The following is a 21,137-nucleotide window of genomic DNA, read 5'->3' on the forward strand; positions in this document are numbered from 1 at the left end:
ACATGAAAAAGTACTGTTTAGCCGCTGCCCTTTCGATGGCATTTTTAGCTCCAGCGGCTCACGCTGACACTCTATTAGGTTTATATGTTGGTGTTGATGGCTGGCAATCTGATAATTCAGGTAGCTTTTCTGATAGCGGTAATATGCAAGACTTTAATTTTGAAGATGAAACCTTCATTAGCTACTACGCAGCGCTTGAGCATCCAATTCCATTAGTGCCAAATATTAAGTTAAAGTATACCGAGCTTGAGTTAAATGGTTTGGGAGATATTCCAAATGGCAGCTCATTTTCTTTTGGTGGTAGTGTCTTTGTTAGCGGCTCAAGTGTAAATGCTATCAGTGATTTTTCACATATGGACTATATTCTTTACTACGAAATTTTCGATAATGACTTGTTGTCTATCGACTTAGGTGTAAATGCTAAGCAGTTTGATGGAGAGATATCAGTTACAGGGAAAGTTCAGAATTCGGATGATGAAAAAACAGTAGTTGTTGATTTCTCAGGCTTTGTGCCATTAGTTTATGGTCGTGCTGAAGTAGGCTTACCGTTAACGGGTTTAAGCGTCTTCTTTGAAGGCAGCTTACTTGCTATCGATGATAGCAAAGTACAAGACTACCAAGCGGGTATTGCATGGGCTTTGCTTGATAACTTAGCGGTAGATTTAGATATCAAAGCGGGTTACCGTAAAATGACGCTAGAGCTTGATGATATTGATAATCTATATACTAATATTGATGCATCAGGTCCATTTGCCGGCATACAAATTCACTTCTAATTTGTGTGCTTTGGCGTGGTACCGTTATTTAATTGCGTGCCACGCTACTTCAAACTCTTCTTCAAGTGCACTGTTTAACAAGTGCTTATAGGCCTTATTAACTGGCGTGTTAATCAATTTTCTAAGTTCATCACCCGTTTGCGTAAATTTATAGTAACTGAGCACTAAATCGTTATTTTTTGGTTTGAGTGCAACCCGTTGGGTTAAAAATGTCAGATTCATTTCTTGGCCCGCCTTAAGTGCTGCGGATTCAATTTCTTTACGGTAGATTAGGCCGATATCCATCAAAGTTAATACATCAGGAAAGCTGATCCCAGCTTTACCTAAGTTAAACGACACTTTATTGCCTTTGCGTAGCAAATCAAATAGCGAAGGTTTTTTATAAAAGCCTAATAAAATTAAATGGCTATTATCTTTTTCATTATAGCCACAAATCGCGGTACATTTTTGTAGTGCATCCGCTTCGCGCTGGGTCATTTGCTTAAGTGTTTGTAAGCTTTTAATTGAAAATGTTCCCGGTGATACCGTTTCTCCCGCTAAAATTTTTGCCCACAGCTTTTGCATTGATTCGTTTGAAGTATCTTCACATAGTGCAATAAAGCGTTCGACCCAATCACTGTCAGGTTGCCCTTTACTAGTTACGTCAGGGCAAAAATCCATTGCCATGGCCATAATCGCTTCAATATTGTGTTGTTGTTTGATAAGGAGCAATTGTTGGCGATGTTGGGCTCTATTGAGTGTTGAGTTATCACTATTGACTTGATAGGGCAGTTTACTTTGCCCTTGTGGGCCATAACTATCATCACTGGTACTGGTAAGGCGAGTCGAACTGGTTTTACTCATCGAGTAACCTAGCTTAGTTTCAATTATATGAGCAAGGTTAATTTTTGCTTGGGCTGTTTGAATCGTCATCGATCTTCTCGCTGTGTGGGGCTATTTGCAGCTGTGCAGTAGTTTTTAAATTATTAAGTCCAAGTTTCACCGTATTTGCCAAAATATATTGGCTAAATAGCGCCAAGTAACCACCTAAAATTGAAGTAGTAACTTCGCCATCTAGTGAGCATGTCACTTGATTACCATTAGCTAGTGGTGAAAAAGAGACCACACCTGTAACAATATGCTCTTCATTAAAGAGAATATTAAAATTGATTTTAGTGCTGCTTATATTGGTAATCGTCATTTCACCAAATCCCCAGCTACTTTGCCAAAATTGATGAGCACCAACGCCAGAGCTCGGCTCTCCAAGCGTGAAAACAATACTCGGATCTACTTTTTGCCAAGGTGACCAGCTAGACCACTTGGTAAAATCACTAAGTAACGGGGTGATATCTGTTTGCGGAGCATGAATTTCAATGCTCTTTTGTACTTGGTATTGCTGTGGCAATAGCAGCCCAATTACCAAAAGAATTAAAGTAATCAGAAAAATAAATTTAGTAATTCTGGGTAAAATATTAATGGCTGTTCCTTAAATTATAAATTCCACTGTCGCACAGCAAGCTGCTGAATATCGACTATAATCTGTAAATCAATATTCATTAATCATCGACATTAATACTGTATCATAAGTTAAATAGTGATAACTTATTAGTCAATAACTGAATTGTCTCAATATTAAATGATGGCGCGTAATATTTGAATTTAAAGGATTTGGAATGACGTCAGAACACAATGATTTTTTGTTTTTTAACCATGAAGATGAGCCTCATGAAGAGGTTGTGCCCAAAGATTACTGGGATGTTCTGATTGTTGATGACGATCCTGAAATTCACACTGTAACAGAACTAGCACTCTCAGGCGTCGAGTTTTGGGGAAGAGCACTGCGTTTTCATCATGCTTATTCTGGCGCTGAAGCAGTTGAAGTGTTAGCTAATACTAATAATGTGTCGGTATTACTGTTAGATGTAGTCATGGAATCCGATGATGCGGGTTTAAAAGTAGTTAAAGAGGTACGTGATACGCTGAAAAATCATAACGTACGAATTATCTTACGAACGGGTCAGCCTGGATATGCGCCTGAAGAACAGGTGATCCGAGAATATGATATCAATGATTATAAAACTAAAACCGAACTTACCCGCAGTAAGCTAGTTACCTCGTTAGTTACAGCTATTCGCTCATACGAACAAGTTTGCCAACTTGAATATCAAAGCAAAGCGTTAAATAATATTCTGTTAGCCTCAAAGGCAATTTTAGGTTTTACCGACATTAAAGCATTTACTATGGCGGTGATTAAGCAGCTCTCGGTAATTTTAGATTGTGCGCCAAGGGGGGTTGTGTGTGGCAGTCTGGATGATAGTTATCAAGTTCAAGTGTTGGGTGGTTGCGCTGAGTTTAGTGCTTTTATTGGCCAAGGTGTAGAACAACTTGATGATGGGCGGATTATTTTGCAAGTGCAAAATTGTTTTGAGTTTGGCGAACATCAGCACACTGAGCACGACACTACGTTTTTATTGAAAAGTAAAAATCGTCAGGCTGCTATTTACTTAGAGTACGTTAGCCAACCAAGCTTAACACAATTGCAATTTGCTGAAATTTTCTTAACAAACGTCAGTGTAGGCTTAGATAACGTCAGACTTTTTAATAAACTCAGAGATGCAGCCTACAAAGATGTGTTAACAGGTCTTGCCAATAGAACTGATTTTATTGAACAAATTGAAAAGTATCATCGATTAAATAGTAACGAGTATCTATTTATTCTAATTGATGTCGCTCATTTTTCAGACATCAACAATGGTCTGGGTCAAGAAGTGGGTAATCACTTACTTACATCAATCGTTGAGCGACTCAAACAAGAATACCCAAACGCTAAATTACTGTCACGGATTGGTGCAGATGTATTTGGTTTTTTAATTGAGCGCGATGGATTTGATCTAAACGAATTAAGTGAAAATTTAAGCTTACCGTTTGCAGCAGCAGAGCATCTGTTACCGGTTAATTTTAAAATTGGTTTGTGCGAGCAACTGGACTTTCAAACCACCGGTATTGAAACACTTAAGCTTGCGTATATTGCACTCAATCACGCTAAAAAAGGTAATCAGGGGAATGCTGTTTGTTATACACCCGATATGGAAGAGCAAATGGCTTGGCGATTAGGGATTATTCGCCAGCTTCGCCAAGACTTTGAAAATAATAAATTGGAAGTATGGTATCAACCGCAATTGGCGTTTAGTGATTTGTCATTAAAAGGCTGTGAAGCATTACTACGTTGGCCATCGGGACAAGGTAACTATATTTCTCCTGCGATTTTTGTACCACTTGCTGAAGATGCCGGGCTAATTGTTGAGATTGGTCAATGGGTATTGGAGCAGGCTTGTCAGCAGCAAAAACGTCTTGAGGTTCAAGGTGTTGAAATTTGTATTGCGGTCAATGTGTCGGTACCGCAATTTAAGGTAAAAGGCTACGCACAACAAGTCAAAGATACTTTGCGAAAATATCAGGTAAACCCAAAAAATATTGAATTAGAAGTTACCGAAAGTGTGGTGATGGATGATCTCTCGATGGTGATTGAAACACTGCAAGATCTAAAAGAGTTTGGTATTGAAGTGGCGATAGATGATTTTGGTACTGGTTTTTCATCACTGAGTTATTTGCAAAAGTTACCGTTGGATAGGTTGAAAATAGATCGTGCATTTGTCAAAGACTTACCCGAAAAAGACAGCGGCGCAATTGCCAAGCTGGTTATAGCTCTTGGCGCGCAGCTCGGATTAAAAACGATTGCAGAAGGTGTTGAAACACAAGCACAAGCTGATTTTCTTAAGCAATTGGGTTGTGATGAAGTGCAAGGTTTTATGTACGCTAAACCGATGCCTGAAGTTGAGCTTATTCAATATATTGAAAGTAAAAAATAATATTATGTTTGATGCCAGTGTAAATAGCTAATATCGCTTGGTGATTAATTCGGGTATACTCTGCGACCTTTTTTAAAGCAATTGGTTACTTTATATGAGCGCACTTAAAGCCAAGCGAGCGTTATTCTCATACCCTAAATATTGGGCTGAGTGTTACGGCACAGCACCATTTTTACCAACTACACGCGAAGAGATGGATGCCCTTGGCTGGGATAGCTGCGATATCATCATTATCAGTGGTGATGCTTATGTAGATCACCCCAGCTTTGGTATGGCGGTAATTGGTCGTGTACTTGAAGCACAAGGTTTTAGGGTCGGTATTATCGCTCAGCCAGAATGGGATTCGAAAGATGCCTTTATGGCTCTTGGTAAGCCTAACTTATTTTTTGGTGTGACTGCCGGTAACATGGACTCGATGATCAACCGCTATACGGCTGAAAAGCGTATGCGCCATGATGATGCCTACACGCCCGGTAATGTGGGTGGCAAGCGTCCTGATCGTGCGGTGATGATTTACTCACAACGATGCCGCGAAGCCTACAAAGGTGTGCCAATTGTAATAGGTGGTATCGAAGCCAGCTTACGTCGAATTGCCCATTATGATTACTGGCAAGAAAAAGTTCGCCGTAGTATTTTATTTGATGCCAAAGCCGATATTCTTATTTACGGTAATGCTGAGCGACCATTAATAGAAGTTGCTCATCGTATTGCCGCCGGCGAAACGATGGATACCATTCAAGATATCCGTGGTACGGCGGTTATTCGTAAAGAGCCATTACCGGGCTGGCGTGGTAGTGATTCCACCGCGATTGATAAAATTGGTAAAATTGACCCAATTCCAAACCCATATGGTGCGGATGATGTGGGTTGTAGCAAAAGCGAATTTAAAAAAGCGGGTATTGATTTACAAGCTGAAGCGGCAAAACCAATTACCATTCAGCCAGCGCGTCCTAAACCTTGGGAAAAAACCTACGTTAAGCTACCTGCGTTTGAGCAAGTGAGTGTTAATAAACCACTGTACGCTCATGCATCACGTATTTTACATCAAGAAACGAACCCAGGTTGTGCTCGAGCGTTATTCCAACGCCATGGCGATCGCTCTATTTGGGTTAACCCACCTGCGTATCCGCTTGAAACACATGAAATGGATGCGGTGTTTGGATTGCCTTATCAGCGAGTTCCGCATCCAAGTTATGGTACTGCAAAAATCCCCGCTTACGACATGATCAAAACCTCAGTTAATATTATGCGAGGTTGTTTTGGTGGCTGTAGTTTCTGTTCAATTACTGAGCATGAAGGACGGATAATTCAAAGTCGTTCACAAGAATCGATTATTGAAGAAATCGAACAAATTCGTGACAAAGTACCAGGGTTTACTGGGGTTATTTCGGACCTTGGTGGGCCAACTGCAAACATGTATAAACTGCGTTGTAAGAGCAAAAAAGCTGAGAGTACCTGCCGACGTTTATCGTGTGTATATCCTGATATTTGTAAGCATATGGATACCGACCATACACCGACTATCGAGTTGTATAAAAAGGCTCGTGAAGTTAAGGGTATTAAAAAAATCCTAATAGCCTCTGGTGTTCGCTACGATTTAGCTGTGCAAGACCCTCGTTACGTCAAAGAACTCGTAACCCATCATGTTGGTGGTTATTTAAAAATTGCGCCTGAGCATACCGAAGACGGGCCATTATCTAAGATGATGAAACCAGGCATGGGCGCATATGATCAGTTTAAAGAGCTTTTTGATAAATATTCAAAAGAAGCAGGGAAAAAGCAGTACCTGATCCCTTATTTTATTTCTGCGCATCCTGGCACTAAAGACGAAGACATGGTGAACATGGCGTTGTGGTTAAAGTCGAATGATTTTAAACTAGATCAAGTGCAAAATTTTTATCCGTCACCAATGGCTAATGCCACCACTATTTATCACACTGGGATGAACTCGCTGCGTAATATTAAAAATAATACTGAGCAAGTACCGGTACCAAAAGGCGCGCGTCAACGTCGTTTACATAAAGCGATATTGCGTTATCACGATCCAGCAGGTTGGCCGATGATCCGTGAAGCACTGCGTAGTATGGGCAAAGCTAAGTTGATTGGTAAAGGTCCAAACTGCTTAGTGCCAGAAGAAACCCGTGACGAAAAATCGCTTAAAGCAGGTAAAGGCGGGCGTCCAGCGCTTAGTCGTCACACCGGATTTAGCCAGTTTAAAAAAGCCAATACCAAACCTAAGGTTGGCGGTAATCGTCAGCGGGCTAGGTAGTTTTAGGTAAATAAAAAACGCCCAGCATTTGCTGGGCGTTTTAGTTTATGGCTGCTTATTCTTCAGCTTATTCTTCAATGAAAGCTTCGCCTTCGGTCATCCACTTAGCGGCAGGCTTGCCTTTTAAGTAGTGATCAAAGTACTGCATCATCCGAATTGAAAAATCCACTTGGTTAGGGAATTTCTTTAAGTGGTGTGGTTCACCTTCATACTGCAAAAACGTCGCATCTTTGCCTGCACGGCGCAGCGCTAAATAATACTGTACGCCTTCGTGCCATGGTACAGCATCATCTTTATCACCAAACATAATTAAGATTGGTGTATTTACTTTATCAGCGAAGAATACCGGTGAGTTTTCGATGTAAAGCTCTGGCGCTTCAAACAAGGTTTTACCGATACGGCTTTGCCCAGTTTCATATTGGAACTGACGCGCTAATCCAGATTTTAAGCGAATACCGCTGTAAGCGCTGGTCATGTTTGACACGGGCGCACCCGATACTACCGCTTTGAACATATCAGTTTGGGTGATCATAAAGGCACTTTGATAGCCCGCCCATGAATGCCCTTGTAAGCCAATTTTATCAGGGTCAGCGATACCTAAATCAATCAGCTTTTGGGTGGCGTTGATCATGGTTTGCGTTGATGATTTACCTGGGTGACCAATTTCAAAGCGAATATCAGGTAAGAAAATCGCATAGCCATTTGAGGTAAACATTGGGAAGTTAGGACGGTGGTTTAATTCCATTTTAGGGAAATCAAACATGCGTTGACTCATATAACGGTAAAAGTACACCACCACTGGCACTTTATCGCCCTTTTTATAGCCTGCAGGCTTTATCAATACGCCTTGCAAGTCTTCGCCATCGAAGCCTTTATAGCTAATTAGCTCCGGTTTTTGCCCCCACGCAAAGTCGTTAACTTGTGGGTTTAAGTTAGTAACGCGTTGTGGCTTTTTAAAGCTAAAATCAGCTTGATAAAAATCAGGGAACTGCTGATAAGTTTGCTCAGTGAATAGGTATTTATCGGCATATTTAGCTTTTTTTACCACGTCAAAACGTTTTTTACCGCTTAATACTTTGCTGATCGAGTTATCAGCAAGATTGAGTTTTGCTATTTCAGTTTGCTTTTGCTGTAAGTTTGTAGCACTTAGCAACAATGTATCGTCTTTTTTAAAGCCAACTTGGTCTTTATCAAGTTTGATGACTCGATATTGCGTGTTGTTTTCTTTGCCTTGTGTAAGGCGTGTGGCTTTGAGGGTTTTAACGTCAAATGCCCAGATATCGTATTTGCTATATACCAGCACTTGGCTGCTATCAGTTAACCAACCGGCAAAACCATAACCCGGTTGAGTTGAAGGGTAATCGTGCTGATCATCAGCGAACGTTGCTTTAATCGCTGTTGTTAAGGTACTGACTTTATTGTTACCTAAGTCTTTGAGTTGCACTTGGCTATTTTCAAAGTAAGCAGCAAATTGTCCACTGGGTGATAGGCTGGGCCTAAACGGGTAATCACTGATAATTGCTTTACGCTCACCATTTTGCACATTGACTGCATAGTAGTCAGCAAAAAAACCGCCATACATAATACGTTTAAGATAAGGTAAATTTGAAGAACCAAGTAACGCAGTGCGATTGTTGGTATTGAGTGCCACATCTGGCATGTCAGTGTTACTTAGTTGCGCAACTTGTTTGCCATTAAGATGGTAAACGGCTTGATAATGGCGGTTTTTATTGATTTCTTTCCATTGTTGCTCTTCGCGGGGTTTAATTTCGGCATCGTTGTTATGCCAAACATTAAGGCCTTTTTGGTCGCGTATCGTATCGTAATCAAATAACGAGGCTTGATCTGTGTATTTCTTTTCTTTAATTTTTGCCGCTAACTTAGGGTGATTTTCAAAGTACAAGCGTTCACCGTCTTCAGACCAGCTCAATTTTGCTGTTTTACCAATAGTCCAATCTTTTTCAGGAGCAGCAATATTTGTAAGCTGTTCGTTTTGCCACAGTTTTAGCTGATGATCGCGACGGCGCATATCGTCATTTACATAATTACCCAGTGTAAATGCGGCAATATTCTTAGTTGGATGCCACACTATTTTGTTTGCAACAACGCCTGGTTCATCAATTAATACACTCGTATCAAATGTTTGGTTTAATGTAATTAATGCTACTTGGTTATCGTTACCGTCAGGATAGCTTTGGCTGACAAGAAGCTCGCTGCCAAATGTATTGATTGCGTAACTAAATACGCTATTTACTGTATGAGTTGTTTTGTCTTTTAAATTTACAACAATGAGCTCAAACGCTTTATCTTTTTTATCAGGTTTGATTTCACTGGTTTTAGCGGTGTTTTTTGTGTCATCAATATCTTTACTATCAGCGTCTTTATCTGCTTTTTCATCAAAGCGATAAGCTAACCAGTTACCATCATCAGAGAGCTGGTAATCTTTTACGTTCTCAAAAACTTGTTGTTCCCCCGTTATTGTATTAACGAGTACTAGATTGTTTTTTAAGGTGTCTTTCTTTTTTGTGGTTTCTTTTTCAAGCAAAGTAGGGACTTGGGTGAATGCTACCCAGTTAGCTGCTTTGTTGATCTGAGGTTTAGTGCCGCGCTCAATTTCTGCAAGTAATTTATTATTGTTTAAGGTATAGACTTGGCCTGTTGCATCGCCACGGTATGGGGTTGCACTAAAGCTCAGTACTTCACCATTTTCAGATAATTGCGTTGTTTTAGCTGCTTTGAAATCGAATACATCTTTAAATTGTAGCGGCTCTTTTGCGGATGCCATGGCACTGCCAAGGCTTGCAACCAGTGCTACGCTGAGTAGGGAAAGTTGTGCTTTCATTGTTACTTCTCGTTTTGTTTCATCTGCATCATCATAACGAGTTTGTTCAACAATTCGAGTAGAAACGATAAGCGGTCGAAAATAAAGGTTGAAAGTAACATTTATAAAAAAACCTTGTAGGAAAACCGACAAGGTTGATAATTTTAGGAGCTAGGAGTTAAAGCCATATTTTTTGTAATTCTAACCACTGTTTTTCAAATTGCGCGCTAGGTTTTGCTTTAAAGTCACTGCGGACAAATTGGTTCATCTTGCCTTCAATGTAGGCAAGTAAAAAGTTGGCAATGGTTAACTCATCACTTTGAAAGGTTTTACCTTCGCGAAGTTTACGCTCGCGTAGTACTTGTTTTAGTTGTGTTTCAAGCTTTTCAAACAAGCTTTGTACACGCTCACGCAAGCGTTCTTGTTCACCTTGCAAGGCGTCGCCGGTCAAAATACGAGTGATCCCCGGATTTTTCTCAGCAAATGCCAGTAGTAGCAATAAAATATTATAGATACGGCTTTGAGTTTCTTTTTCGTTTTCAAGAATGAGATTTATGCGCGACAACAAAGTGTCTTCAATAAACTCTATTAAGCCTTCAAACATCCGTGCTTTACTCGGGAAATGACGATAAAGCGCAGCTTCAGAAACGCCTACCTCAGCAGCTAATTTTGCTGTGGTGATACGTTGACCTAGGCTGGTTTCTAACATTTGTGCGAGTGCTTGTAGTATTTGCTCTTTGCGATTACTTCTTTTTGTCGCAGGCATGAACATTCCTTTCTTTATAATTATTTACTTAGCTTTTGGCGGCTACTTATCACTCACTTTTTGAGCAAGCGATAAGGGCTATGTTAATGTTTTATTCAGTTTCTTTCCAGCCTTTTTACAATCGTTTAGCAAGCTCACTCATTACACTCAGTGCTAATGCGCTTTTGGTATCGACGGGCAGTTCTTTTTGTTCATTATGCCAGAACAGTGTTAAAGCATTATGATCTGAATTAAAACCAAGGCCCGTTTGTGATACATCGTTAGCGCAGATCATATCGAGGTTTTTATTGCTGAGTTTGCCTTTCGCATAGCTTGCGACATCTTGAGTTTCTGCGGCAAAGCCAACTGTATATGGGCGACCCTCTGTAAGGCTAGCAACTGCGGCAATTACATCTGGATTTTTAACTAAAGTGAGAGTCAGTTCATCGCCTTGTTTTTTCATTTTTTGCTCGGCTATCGCTGCGGCGCGATAATCGGCAACCGCGGCGCAACCAATAAAAGCATCCGATTTGGGAGCAAAAATAAGTGATTGTTCAAGTAGTTGCTCAGCGGTCTCAATGTTTATTAGGTTTACACCTGGTGGTGGCGCAATTGTTACCGGACCTGAAATCAGGTTAACCGTTGCACCTAAACTAACTGCCGCATGTGCAAGCCCAAAGCCCATTTTCCCAGAGCTGTGATTTGATATAAAACGCACCGGATCAAGTGGCTCACGAGTTGGCCCTGCGGTGATTGTAATTGTTTTACCAGCTAGTAGTTGCGGTTGCGAAGGTTGCGTGCATAGTGCCACTAACTGATGTGGTTCAAGCATTCGCCCTGCACCTACATCACCACATGCTTGTTCACCCTTACCTGGGCCCCAAATTGCAATGCCACGCTGTTTTAAAGTTGCTAGGTTAGCTTGAGTTGCTGGGTGGGCATACATTTGTTGATTCATTGCAGGCGCCACTGCTACTTTTGCGGGGGTTGCCAGCAATAGAGTGGTGAGTAAATCATCTGCAATGCCGACTGCCATTTTTGCGATGATATTAGATGTGGCAGGAGCGACTAATATTAAATCAGCCCATTTAGCAAATTCAATATGGCCCATAGCGGCTTCAGCAGATGGATCGAGCAAAGAGTCTGAGACCATTTCACCACTTACGGCCTGCATGGTAAGCGGAGTAATAAAGTGCTTAGCTGACTCAGTCATCACCACTTTGACATCACAACCATGATCTTTTAAACGTCTAACAAGTTCGGCGCATTTGTAGGCGGCAATACCACCGCTGATACCAAGTACAATTTTTTTATTTACTAATTCTGTCGCTAAATTGGTCATTAACTTTGTCATACTCTGATAAAACTGTTTGTCGATATGCGCTAACGATAGCAAATCTTTGCCTTGGGGACGAAGTTTTAATATGGAATTTATTCGCAGTTTTACAGGCGAAATTTTATTTTTGCATTACAGTTAAATTATAAATCATTTTTCAGGGACGAAATAATGCAGCTCACCTCTTTACCAAGTAGCCAGCGACCACGCGAAAAGTTATTGGCGAAAGGGGCTAAGTCGTTAAGCGATGCCGAGTTATTAGCGATATTTTTGCGAACGGGTTTGCCGGGCATGAATGTAGTTGAGTTAGCACAACATTTAATGACACAAAATCAAACACTGCATAACTTATTTAATGCATCAATCGATGATTTTTGTGCACAAAAAGGGCTGGGCACAGCAAAATTTGTGCAACTTCAAGCAGTACTGGAGTTGAGTCGTCGTTATATGATGGAGCAATGCCAGCGCGAAGCAGTATTTAATTCACCGCAATCAGTATATGACTATTTAACGATTGAGCTGCGAGGCTTGCAGCAAGAAGTGTTTATGGTGTTGTATTTAGATAGTCAGAATCGCTTAATTAAAGAAGAAACACTTTTTTATGGCACTATTAATGCGGCATCTGTTTACCCAAGAGAAGTCGTCAAAGCGGCTTTAAAAAATAACGCTGCGGCACTTATTCTGGCTCATAATCATCCATCAGGTATTGCTGAACCAAGCCAAGCTGATAAATTAATTACCACTAAATTGCAGCAAGCTTTGCAATTAGTCGATATAAATATTTTAGATCACATCGTTGTTGGGGGAGATAATTGTGTTTCGTTTGCAGAACGAGGCTTGATTTAAGCGTATTCAAATCACTAAGCGTGTTAAAAATGAGCGGTTTAGTGCTTATTTGCAAATTAGTTTAATTTAAATGCAGTTTTTACTTTCCCTAAGGGCATTCGATCTTTATAATTAGCCGCTATCAAATTTACACATGAGCTGGTTGGATTAGATCAATCACTTGATCTTTGCCTGTATAAGCTGTATAAAGAGCGCCCTTCGATTTATCCCTGGGGCACAAAATACATAGCCTAGGGGACAAATTAAGCTCGAGCGAAGTTATTGGAGATATATAGACATGTCTAAAGTATGTCAAGTTACAGGTAAGCGTCCTGCGGTTGGTAATCACCGTTCACACGCGAGAAACGCGACTAGACGTCGTTTCCTACCTAACCTACAAACACACCGTTTTTGGGTTGAAAGTGAAAAACGTTTTGTAACATTACGCACTACTACTAAAGGTATGCGTATTATCGATAAAAAAGGCATCGACACGGTTCTTACTGAAATCCGTGCTCGCGGCGTAAAAGTTTAAGGACCTGAGTCATGCGTGATAAGATCCGTTTAGTTTCTACAGCTGGTACTGGTTTTTTCTACACTACCGACAAGAACAAGCGTAACATGCCGGAAAAAATGGAAATCAAAAAGTTTGATCCAAAAATCCGTAAACATGTTCTTTTCAAAGAAGCTAAAATCAAGTAATTTTAGTTTTCTATGAATATCAAAAACCCAGCTTAGGCTGGGTTTTTTGTTTTTCAAATGCGTAGTTTTTCCGTTCTCGAATCACAGATTATACCAATCGTTTTAAGTTACTGACCATTTATAGCGACAGAAAAATACAGTGATAACAAGGCAGAAATTTTGACATGTAGTTGTTCTACATGAAAAATTACTAACGCAGTTAGCGCTTTATTTAGCGCGCTAGAATAGTTAAATATTTAAGTCGATAGGTATTATTCGTTTATATCATCGTCGACTAATTTTAAAAATGTGTCATAACAGGTAACATGTGCGTTGTTATCGTTGATGCAAACTAAATTTCGGCCGTGATGTTTAGCAAAGTAGAGTGCCTTATCAGCTCGCTCTAATACTTTTAAAACGCTATCATTACTCTTTTGTATAGCGGTTACCCCAAGGCTGATAGTGATAGGCATATTGGCAACTGTATTTGAGCTAATTAAACTCCTTAATTCATTCGCTTGCTTTGCTGCATCCAACAAAGCAGTGTTGAGTAATATTATTACAAACTCTTCACCACCCCAACGAGCGATTAACGCTTACTCACCTATTTTTTGCTGCAACAGATGGGCAAACTCTTTTAGTACTTTATCGCCAACTAAATGCCCGTGGGTATCATTAATTTTTTTGAAATAGTCTATATCACACATAAGTAAACAATGAGATGTTTGAGAGTGCTCGCTTTTAGTTATTAATGCCGATAACTCTGCATCAAATTTTTGTCTGTTATATAACTCAGTCAACTTGTCTGTTTCTGCTAACTTTTTAATTTCGTCATTAAGGTTAGATAAGTTTTGATACGCTAACGAACGTGTTTTTTCGTAAAATCTAAAAATTAGAATATGAGCGATACTGACTTCGATAGTGTTAAATAATGATCCTAACCCTATGGTTATTGTTTGTTGTTGCTGTGTATAAATTAAGTATGCACAAATAGAGAATGCAATTGCGCTGATGATGCTTCCCCGTTTTCTGCCTATTAAAAAAAATGCAATAGGGGGGATAAGCGTAGCCCATAATATTGAGAATGGATTTCCGCCTACCGAAATTATAAATAATATAGCTAAGCTGCTAGCCATTAATGTAACAGCCCATGCGGTTACATTAACGTTGCCAGATTTGTAAAACCAGAAATAAATAGTTAATGAGATAACAAGTCCTAAACAGTCAATTAAGGCAAGGTCTAATTGCTCGAAATAGAAAACATTGAGTACTGTTAAAATGAAAAAGTAAGCTGTTGAAAATAATAAAAAATGGGCGATTAAACGTGCTCGCCAAAAATCTTTGTGATCCTTTGCAAATTGCGGAGACTTACTGTACCAAAACCCTAACATAAATGAATATTACCTAATTATTTATGATGTTAAGTATTACTTATTTGCAGAGTCCTGTGTAGCACAAATATTAACTGATAAGTTTTAGGTATAAAAAAACCTTGCAGGAAAAACCCACAAGGTTAATATTTTTAGCACCTAGCACCTAGCACCTAGCACGTTAAAGCTTTGCAAATGCATCTTGCAGTGGTGGTACTACTTGCTTTTTACGGCTCAGTACGCCGTCTAGCCATGCTTTTCCGTCTTTGGGCGTTACACCATAAGCAGTTTCAACTAGTGTTGCATCGTCAGATACGATCAGCATTTGTGAGCCTTCTTTCATGATGTCGGTAAGTAATAAGAATACCGAGTGGCGTCCACCTTCTTCTTTAAGCTTAGCAATATCAGCTTCAAGGTCTGCTTTAATATCATCAAATACCGCTAGATCGATAACTTCTAATTGACCAATACCAACTAGTTTACCGTTCATGTTGAAGTCTTTAAAATCACGCATTACTAAATCACGCGCTGGAGTATTCTCAACCGCTGACTTAACACGGAACATATCCATGCCTAATTCTTTAAAGTCTTCGATGCCGGCAATTTCAGCAAGCGCTTCAACACATTTAATATCAGCTGTGGTGCAGGTTGGTGATTTGAAAATAACCGTATCACTTAAAATTGCACACATCATGATGCCTGCAATGTCTTTTGGAATTTCAACATTGTAGAAGTCATACATCATTTTAATGATAGTGTTTGAGCAGCCAACAGGGCGGATCCAGCATTCAAGAGGTGTAGAGCTGGTTAAATCGCCTAGTTTATGGTGATCAACAACGCCAACAACGCGAGCTTGATCGATATCATCAGGTGCTTGCGTTTTTTCGGTATGGTCAACGATGTAAACATCTTCACCGGCATAACTTAATTTTAGCTCTGGTGCTTCAAAGCCGAATTTATCAAGAATAAACTGCGTTTCAGGTGATATTTCACCAAGACGAGTTGGAATTGCTGGTTCTTCGATTTGGTTTTTCAAATATGCGAGTGCGATTGCACCACAAATAGAATCTGAATCTGGGATTTTATGACCCACTACATACATTGACATGACGGAACTCCTTAAATTTTGCCGTATTTTAGCAAAGTAATTTAACTTTGACACATTCGCGTTGGTGATTTTTTGTAATATTCAGTCTTAACAGTAGTTAAAAAATTCAACTGCCATTTTTATATGTTTTTGGTTACACTTTAACTAATTGAATCTTTTAGGAAGAACTCAAATGCAGTTAGGTCGCAGGGGCTGGAATAATGTGGTTATTTTTTCCATGCTGTTGATGATTTTCTTTTTTAATGGATTACATACAAAACTCAACAGTGGTTCAGAACAATCTAGTGTGCAAAGTGTATTGCCAGCGCAAAACTTTATTTTAGCTCTAGAGTTTCCCGATCAAAAAATAGAGCGCATAGGCACTTCTTGGCGCGCCACTGCATTAATCAATAATGCACCTGCTAGTTTTTGGCAAGCAACAACAGCAAACCTTGTGGCATTAGTAAATGAATGGCAGAGCATGCAATTGTCGGTCGCTGATAATCAGCAAGCATTCCATAATACCTCAGCTTTGACTGTAGCAACCGTATGGTTGGCAGGCGAGCAACTTCCTTGGTTGTATCAATTATATAGCGCACCACAAGGCTATTATTTATTAGATAAAAGCAACCAGCGCGTGTTATCACTTGATAAAGCAACTGCGCAGCGTTTATTCCCTAGTTTTAATTTCTCACAAAGTGAGCCTAAATAGTATGCCTGAATTACCAGAGGTTGAAGTTAGCCGAATGGGGATCACCCCACATATTTTGCAGCAAACAGTTACAAAGGTGAATATTCATAATCCGAATATGCGTTGGCCTGTGCCTGATGATGTGTACAAAATCGCTAACTTAGCTGTGTTAGCTGTTGAGCGTAGGGCAAAGTATTTGCTACTTGAGTGTGAACTGGGCAGCATTATTTTGCATTTAGGTATGTCGGGTAATTTACGAGTTGTTGAACAAAATGAGCCATTAAAAAAGCATGATCATATCGAGTTTATATTTGCCAACGGTAAAGCTCTTAGACTAAATGACCCACGCCGATTTGGTTGTTGTTTATGGCAAGCGCCCGGCGAATGCCATAGCTTACTGAGCAAACTGGGCCCTGAGCCACTCACTGATGAATTTACTGCTAAGCGCGTATATGAGCAGTCACGAAATAAGAAAGTGCCAATCAAACAATTTATTATGGATAACGCTGTGGTGGTTGGTGTGGGTAATATTTACGCTAACGAGTCTCTTTTTAAGGCCGGTATTCATCCAAAACGTGAAGCAGGAAAAGTATCACAAGCGCGCTATCAGCAATTAATCCCTATTATTAAAGATACTTTGGCTGCGGCTATCACCCAAGGTGGCACGACATTAAAAGACTTTGCCCAAAGTGATGGTAAACCAGGTTACTTTGCACAACAGTTATTAGTTTATGGCCGCAAAGGTGAGCCATGTATGGTATGTAAGAAAGCATTAACAGAAATTCGTTTAGGGCAACGTAGTACAGTGTACTGTAGTCAATGCCAAAAATAAGTTAAGGCATGTTGCACTTGAGAGCTGCTATTTGCAGCACTGGGAACAACACGCCTGAGGTATGTATCTGAGTTACAGCTCAAACGGTGCAACGCCGACGGCTGTCATTTTATAGCCCACTTGTGCAATGTCGCCACTCCAGGTTTCAGTGCTGATGACGCCGGTAACTACTATGGCATCGTACAAACTTTCAATTGGCACGCCGCCTTTAATTGTCACATGAACAATTTGATTCGGTGGTGGTGGTGGCACGTGGATGCAAGCACCAAAGTAAGGCACTAATAAAAACTCAGTAATCATTTCGCTGTCACCTTCAAGAGGTACTACAAACCCAGGTAAGCTGACTGATTGGCCATTGAGTTCCTTAACAATTGGTGCATCTAGATCAGGTTGCACCCAATTTTGCTCTGTACCTTCATGGCTAGCTTGATCTTGAGTATCTATTTGTACATGTCCCTTAGGAATTAAATCTTCCCAAAAAATTTCTTTTGGTTCATTGGCATAACTACTAAAATTATAACCAAAGCTAAAAATAACTAAGCAAAGCAAACTGAGCTTTTGAAAGTACTGCATGATATTCCTCTTAAATTTTAATGCTCATGCCATCAGACAATGAGTAAAAATAGGCGCGGGTGGCTGGTATCAAACCAACGATAAAGCCGGCCGCCATAATAGCGCCGATCAATACCAGTTCATAGCTCGATAGCATCGCAATGGTGATTGTGATGCCGGCATTACTTTGCAAGTAACCTGTGGCAAGAGACATTAATAAATAAAATAACCCACAACCTACTAGGCAACCTAAAAAGGTTATCAGTAGTGATTCTATGCTGATCAATGTGAATAAATGCCAAGGACGCGCACCGACAGAGCGTAAAATGGCCAATTCGCGGCGGCGTTGGTTAAGGCTGGCCAATAGGGTCGTTAGCATGCCTAGCAGGCTCACGAGTACCACTACGATAGAAAACAGCAACAAGATTTTTTCAACAATTGTCAGCATTTCCCATAGCTCACGCAAAGTTACACCAGGCATGATGGCAAGCAACGCTTCAGGTTTGTACTGATTAATATTGCGCCTAACTTGTAACGTATAAAGCGGAGAATCAAAACCCACTAAAAACGCGGTGATTTGCTTAGGTTCGCCTGTTAGATCATCATGCTGTTCATGTTCATGTTCATGTTCATGGCTGGTATGGTTACCGCTGTGGATCAGTTCAATAGCCGCTAATGGAATATGTAGGGTTTTATCAACTGGCGTGCCTGTCGCATCTAAAATGCCCACCACAGTGAAGGGATTATCATCATGATGATGAAAGCTGGTATTACCCATACCGTGTGAAATAACGATACTATCACCCAGCGAATAGCCTAGCTTTGCTGCTACCTGCGCGCCCAGTACAACTTCATTTAAATGGGCGAAGGCGCGGCCTTGGCTAAAACTAAGCTGCTGCTTTTTAGCAAATTTATAATGTTGAAAATAATCAGCAGAAGTGCCCAGTACCGCTTGGCCTTTATGGCTGTCCCCTAGTGATAGCGGAATGGTCCAGTTGACGCCGCGTTGCTGTTTTATATATTGGTAGCTTTGCCAGCCAACGCCATTATTAGCATGACCAATGCGAAAAACCGAAGACAATAACAGCTGTATATCTCCGGTACGAGCGCCAACAATTAGATCAGTACCAGAAATGGTATTACTAAAACTACTTTTGGCATCAACCCGCACTCGCTCAATACTCAGCAATAACATGACACTAACAGCAATAGTAAACAGAGTTAAGAATGCACTGGCGCGGCGATTATATAAGCTACTAATAGCAAGTTTTAAGAGGATCATTTACCTTGCTCCTGTAGCGACAGTAAATCAATGTTGCGATTAAAAAGCGGTTGTAAGCTTGTATCATGGCTGACAAAAAGTAAGGTGCTATTCGCTTCGTTTGCTTGTGTAAAAAGTAAGTTGATAAAGGACTGGCGATTGTTTGCATCAAGAGCAGACGTTGGCTCATCGGCAATTATCAATTCTGGGCTGCCAATAAAGGCGCGCGCCGCCGCGACTCGCTGTTGCTGGCCAATACTCAAACTAGCGACATTTTGTTGATGTAATTGCTCGTCTAAGCCCAGTGCATTTAATAGCCTTGAGGCCTCTTGATTAAGGGTTGGACTATTGATTAATGCTTTTTTTTGCCGTGGTTTTGAAAATTGGCAACCTAATGTGACATTATCAATCGGTGATAGGTAAGGAAGTAAATTAAAATTTTGAAAGATATACCCAATATGCTCAGCGCGAAACTTATCGCATTTACTTTTACTTAATTGACCCAGTTCACAGCCTAAAATACTCAGTTGGCCTGATGTAGGGCGGTTAATGCCTGCAAGTAACGATAATAAAGTGGATTTACCACAGCCGCTAGGGCCATGTAAAAACACATGTTCGCCTTTAGCAATGCTAAGTGTTGCAATTGCTAAAGTGGGTTTGACTTGTTGTTTTTGCCATTTAAAACTTAGCTGCTGTATATTAATCATCACGTAAATTACTACTGGATTTTGATGTTATCTTATAACGTGTATAATAAAATACCAACTAAACTGCGTTAAATCACATAGTGCTTTAATTGTGATTTCCCCCGGTCTCGATTATTATTAGCGGCTTATAACCCCATACCCATACAATCGCCCTTACAGGGCGTGCCATATACTCGGAGATAGCATGACTAGCTATAAAGTTTTAGACGTAAACGATGACTTACCAATACGCACTAAGGGCCCCGTTCACAGTGGCAAAGTACGTTCAGTTTATTGGTTAACAGACGAAGACAGCGCACGTTTGATCAGCGAAAAAGGCTATCAAGTACCTAAAGGTACTGAGCTGGCTATTATGGTAATTTCCGATCGTATCTCTGCCTTTGATTGTATTTGGCAAGGTGAAAATGGCCTAAATGGTGTACCAGGCAAAGGTATTGCGTTAAATACTGTTGCATCGCATTGGTTTAAGCTATTTGATCAAGCAGGTCTGGCGGGCAATCATATTGTTGATATTCCACATCCGTATGTATGGATTGTTCGTAAAGCCAGTACTGTGAAAGTAGAGGCAATTGCTCGTCAATATATAACTGGCAGCATGTGGCGTGATTACAGCAAAGGTGTTCGTAATTTTTGTGGTTTAGAATTACCTGAAGGCTTAACCGCTAATCAGCAGTTAGATGATGTGTTAATTACGCCATCAACGAAAGGTATTATTACTGGCGTTGCAGATATTCCTGCTGTGGATGATGTAAATATTACTCGTGACAATATCACTAATAACTTAACTGTGTTTAACTTTAAGTCTGAAGATGATGTTACGCAATACGAAAAACTTCTTGTTGAAGGTTTTACCTTAATTAGCGCTGAGCTGGCTAAATTGGATCAAATCTTCGTCGATACAAAGTTTGAGTTTGGGTATGTAGAAGATATTGATGGTACAGATAAACTTATCTACATCGATGAAGTCGGTACGCCTGATTCATCGCGCATTTGGGATGGTGCTGCGTATCGTGATGGAAAAATTGTTGAGAACTCTAAAGAGGGGTTCCGCCAATTATTAATTAGTAATGTACCTGATAGCGATGTGTTACTGAATAAAGACCGTATGCCTGAGCGAGAGCAACTTGCTAAAGATTACATACTGCCTGAATCAGTTATGTTATCTGTGTCAGAAACATATGTTGGCATTGCCAGTAAAATAGTTGGCTACGATATCGCTATTCCAACAGATCCTCGCGCAGAGGTTATAACTATTTTGGATCAACAATATGGCTTGATTTCCAAGCTTTAGTCACTAGTTATTTGCTTGCTGTTGTTTAAAAGCCTTAAGTTTTCC

Annotated in this window: 18 protein-coding genes and 1 pseudogene; 9 read left to right on the plus strand and 10 right to left on the minus strand. The window is 40.2% G+C overall.

Features of this window, described 5'->3' with window-relative positions:
• Positions 1 to 2 precede the first annotated feature (2 nt).
• On the plus strand, positions 3 to 776 hold the full coding sequence (locus tag H5186_RS03005) for a TIGR04219 family outer membrane beta-barrel protein (RefSeq protein ID WP_182794106.1): 774 nt from the start codon (positions 3 to 5) through the stop codon (positions 774 to 776).
• A 24-nt stretch (positions 777 to 800) separates the two neighbouring features.
• On the opposite strand, the gene H5186_RS03010 is transcribed toward H5186_RS03005, so the two are convergent.
• Positions 801 to 1,688, minus strand: a complete 888-nt coding sequence (locus tag H5186_RS03010; protein ID WP_182740730.1) for a TIGR03899 family protein — start codon at positions 1,686 to 1,688, stop codon at positions 801 to 803.
• The gene (locus tag H5186_RS03015; protein ID WP_246175639.1) at positions 1,657 to 2,160 is read right to left on the minus strand and encodes an SRPBCC family protein; all 504 of its coding nucleotides are present in this window, start codon (positions 2,158 to 2,160) and stop codon (positions 1,657 to 1,659) included. The genes H5186_RS03010 and H5186_RS03015 overlap by 32 nt, the downstream gene beginning before the upstream one ends.
• A 268-nt stretch (positions 2,161 to 2,428) precedes the next feature.
• Here H5186_RS03015 and H5186_RS03020 point away from each other — a divergent pair, with 268 nt between their 5' ends.
• Together H5186_RS03020 and H5186_RS03025 are read left to right on the plus strand one after the other, a co-directional pair.
• Positions 2,429 to 4,624 carry an EAL domain-containing protein gene (locus tag H5186_RS03020; RefSeq protein WP_182794107.1) on the plus strand — a complete coding sequence of 732 codons (2,196 nt, stop codon included), beginning with the start codon at positions 2,429 to 2,431 and terminating at the stop codon, positions 4,622 to 4,624.
• A 94-nt stretch (positions 4,625 to 4,718) separates the two neighbouring features.
• Positions 4,719 to 6,893 (plus strand): YgiQ family radical SAM protein, encoded by a 2,175-nt coding sequence (locus tag H5186_RS03025; RefSeq protein WP_145234682.1) that lies wholly within the window; start codon positions 4,719 to 4,721, stop codon positions 6,891 to 6,893.
• Positions 6,894 to 6,960: 67 nt separating this feature from the next.
• On the opposite strand, the gene H5186_RS03030 is transcribed toward H5186_RS03025, so the two are convergent.
• The 3 genes from H5186_RS03030 to coaBC form a co-directional block, all read right to left on the minus strand.
• On the minus strand, positions 6,961 to 9,735 hold the full coding sequence (locus H5186_RS03030) for a prolyl oligopeptidase family serine peptidase (RefSeq protein ID WP_182794108.1): 2,775 nt from the start codon (positions 9,733 to 9,735) through the stop codon (positions 6,961 to 6,963).
• Between the two features lie 157 nt (positions 9,736 to 9,892).
• Positions 9,893 to 10,480 (minus strand): nucleoid occlusion factor SlmA, encoded by a 588-nt coding sequence (gene slmA, locus H5186_RS03035; protein ID WP_182718344.1) that lies wholly within the window; start codon positions 10,478 to 10,480, stop codon positions 9,893 to 9,895.
• Between the two features lie 115 nt (positions 10,481 to 10,595).
• Positions 10,596 to 11,813, minus strand: a complete 1,218-nt coding sequence (gene coaBC / locus H5186_RS03040) for a bifunctional phosphopantothenoylcysteine decarboxylase/phosphopantothenate--cysteine ligase CoaBC (RefSeq protein WP_179959239.1) — start codon at positions 11,811 to 11,813, stop codon at positions 10,596 to 10,598.
• A gap of 153 nt (positions 11,814 to 11,966) precedes the next feature.
• On the opposite strand from coaBC, the gene radC reads away from it, so the two are divergent.
• The 3 genes from radC to rpmG all read left to right on the plus strand — a co-directional run bounded on the left by radC (position 11,967) and on the right by rpmG (position 13,322).
• A complete protein-coding gene (gene radC, locus H5186_RS03045) occupies positions 11,967 to 12,641 on the plus strand; it encodes a DNA repair protein RadC (RefSeq protein WP_169020545.1) in 675 nt (224 codons plus the stop codon).
• A gap of 277 nt (positions 12,642 to 12,918) precedes the next feature.
• Positions 12,919 to 13,155, plus strand: coding sequence for a 50S ribosomal protein L28 (rpmB, locus tag H5186_RS03050; protein ID WP_004335549.1), 237 nt, complete (start codon positions 12,919 to 12,921; stop codon positions 13,153 to 13,155).
• An 11-nt stretch (positions 13,156 to 13,166) separates the two neighbouring features.
• Entirely contained in the window at positions 13,167 to 13,322 is a 156-nt protein-coding gene (gene rpmG, locus H5186_RS03055; RefSeq protein ID WP_004335545.1) for a 50S ribosomal protein L33, read from the plus strand.
• Positions 13,323 to 13,573: 251 nt separating this feature from the next.
• Here rpmG and H5186_RS03060 read toward each other — a convergent pair.
• Both H5186_RS03060 and H5186_RS03065 read right to left on the minus strand, forming a co-directional pair.
• Positions 13,574 to 14,692, minus strand: a pseudogene (locus H5186_RS03060) (GGDEF domain-containing protein).
• A gap of 160 nt (positions 14,693 to 14,852) precedes the next feature.
• Entirely contained in the window at positions 14,853 to 15,779 is a 927-nt protein-coding gene (locus H5186_RS03065) for a manganese-dependent inorganic pyrophosphatase (protein ID WP_182718343.1), read from the minus strand.
• 172 nt (positions 15,780 to 15,951) lie between these two features.
• On the opposite strand from H5186_RS03065, the gene H5186_RS03070 reads away from it, so the two are divergent.
• Positions 15,952 to 16,470: a hypothetical protein gene (locus H5186_RS03070; RefSeq protein WP_145234706.1), complete on the plus strand. Its 519-nt coding sequence runs from the start codon at positions 15,952 to 15,954 to the stop codon at positions 16,468 to 16,470.
• 1 nt (position 16,471) lies between these two features.
• Positions 16,472 to 17,281 (plus strand): bifunctional DNA-formamidopyrimidine glycosylase/DNA-(apurinic or apyrimidinic site) lyase, encoded by an 810-nt coding sequence (gene mutM, locus H5186_RS03075; protein ID WP_145234708.1) that lies wholly within the window; start codon positions 16,472 to 16,474, stop codon positions 17,279 to 17,281.
• 72 nt (positions 17,282 to 17,353) lie between these two features.
• On the opposite strand, the gene H5186_RS03080 is transcribed toward mutM, so the two are convergent.
• Genes H5186_RS03080 through H5186_RS03090 form a run of 3 tightly spaced genes read right to left on the minus strand, consistent with a single transcriptional unit; the run spans position 17,354 to position 19,801 of the window.
• Positions 17,354 to 17,854: a DUF3299 domain-containing protein gene (locus H5186_RS03080; RefSeq protein ID WP_182731300.1), complete on the minus strand. Its 501-nt coding sequence runs from the start codon at positions 17,852 to 17,854 to the stop codon at positions 17,354 to 17,356.
• Between the two features lie 10 nt (positions 17,855 to 17,864).
• On the minus strand, positions 17,865 to 19,115 hold the full coding sequence (locus H5186_RS03085) for an FtsX-like permease family protein (RefSeq protein WP_182718341.1): 1,251 nt from the start codon (positions 19,113 to 19,115) through the stop codon (positions 17,865 to 17,867).
• On the minus strand, positions 19,112 to 19,801 hold the full coding sequence (locus tag H5186_RS03090; RefSeq protein ID WP_149983162.1) for an ABC transporter ATP-binding protein: 690 nt from the start codon (positions 19,799 to 19,801) through the stop codon (positions 19,112 to 19,114). The genes H5186_RS03085 and H5186_RS03090 overlap by 4 nt, the downstream gene beginning before the upstream one ends.
• Before the next feature lie 184 nt (positions 19,802 to 19,985).
• Between H5186_RS03090 and H5186_RS03095 the strand changes: the two genes are divergently transcribed.
• The gene (locus tag H5186_RS03095) at positions 19,986 to 21,092 is read left to right on the plus strand and encodes a phosphoribosylaminoimidazolesuccinocarboxamide synthase (RefSeq protein WP_182718340.1); all 1,107 of its coding nucleotides are present in this window, start codon (positions 19,986 to 19,988) and stop codon (positions 21,090 to 21,092) included.
• Positions 21,093 to 21,137 lie beyond the last annotated feature (45 nt).

Source organism: Pseudoalteromonas sp. SG41-2 (genome assembly GCF_014164535.1).
In the GTDB taxonomy this organism is placed as follows: Bacteria; Pseudomonadota; Gammaproteobacteria; order Enterobacterales; family Alteromonadaceae; genus Pseudoalteromonas; species Pseudoalteromonas rhizosphaerae.

Bases quoted from the DNA above. Each gene is read 5' to 3' on its own strand.
- mutM (WP_145234708.1), top strand. From the start codon at position 16,472: ATGCCTGAATTACCAGAGGTTGAAGTTAGCCGAATGGGGATCACCCCA.
- H5186_RS03080 (WP_182731300.1), bottom strand. From the start codon at position 17,854: ATGCAGTACTTTCAAAAGCTCAGTTTGCTTTGCTTAGTTATTTTTAGC.
- H5186_RS03020 (WP_182794107.1), top strand. From the start codon at position 2,429: ATGACGTCAGAACACAATGATTTTTTGTTTTTTAACCATGAAGATGAG.
- radC (WP_169020545.1), top strand. From the start codon at position 11,967: ATGCAGCTCACCTCTTTACCAAGTAGCCAGCGACCACGCGAAAAGTTA.
- H5186_RS03005 (WP_182794106.1), top strand. From the start codon at position 3: ATGAAAAAGTACTGTTTAGCCGCTGCCCTTTCGATGGCATTTTTAGCT.
- rpmG (WP_004335545.1), top strand. From the start codon at position 13,167: ATGCGTGATAAGATCCGTTTAGTTTCTACAGCTGGTACTGGTTTTTTC.
- H5186_RS03090 (WP_149983162.1), bottom strand. From the start codon at position 19,801: ATGATTAATATACAGCAGCTAAGTTTTAAATGGCAAAAACAACAAGTC.
- H5186_RS03095 (WP_182718340.1), top strand. From the start codon at position 19,986: ATGACTAGCTATAAAGTTTTAGACGTAAACGATGACTTACCAATACGC.
- coaBC (WP_179959239.1), bottom strand. From the start codon at position 11,813: ATGACAAAGTTAATGACCAATTTAGCGACAGAATTAGTAAATAAAAAA.
- slmA (WP_182718344.1), bottom strand. From the start codon at position 10,480: ATGCCTGCGACAAAAAGAAGTAATCGCAAAGAGCAAATACTACAAGCA.
- H5186_RS03030 (WP_182794108.1), bottom strand. From the start codon at position 9,735: ATGAAAGCACAACTTTCCCTACTCAGCGTAGCACTGGTTGCAAGCCTT.
- H5186_RS03070 (WP_145234706.1), top strand. From the start codon at position 15,952: ATGCAGTTAGGTCGCAGGGGCTGGAATAATGTGGTTATTTTTTCCATG.
- H5186_RS03065 (WP_182718343.1), bottom strand. From the start codon at position 15,779: ATGTCAATGTATGTAGTGGGTCATAAAATCCCAGATTCAGATTCTATT.
- H5186_RS03025 (WP_145234682.1), top strand. From the start codon at position 4,719: ATGAGCGCACTTAAAGCCAAGCGAGCGTTATTCTCATACCCTAAATAT.
- rpmB (WP_004335549.1), top strand. From the start codon at position 12,919: ATGTCTAAAGTATGTCAAGTTACAGGTAAGCGTCCTGCGGTTGGTAAT.
- H5186_RS03010 (WP_182740730.1), bottom strand. From the start codon at position 1,688: ATGACGATTCAAACAGCCCAAGCAAAAATTAACCTTGCTCATATAATT.
- H5186_RS03085 (WP_182718341.1), bottom strand. From the start codon at position 19,115: ATGATCCTCTTAAAACTTGCTATTAGTAGCTTATATAATCGCCGCGCC.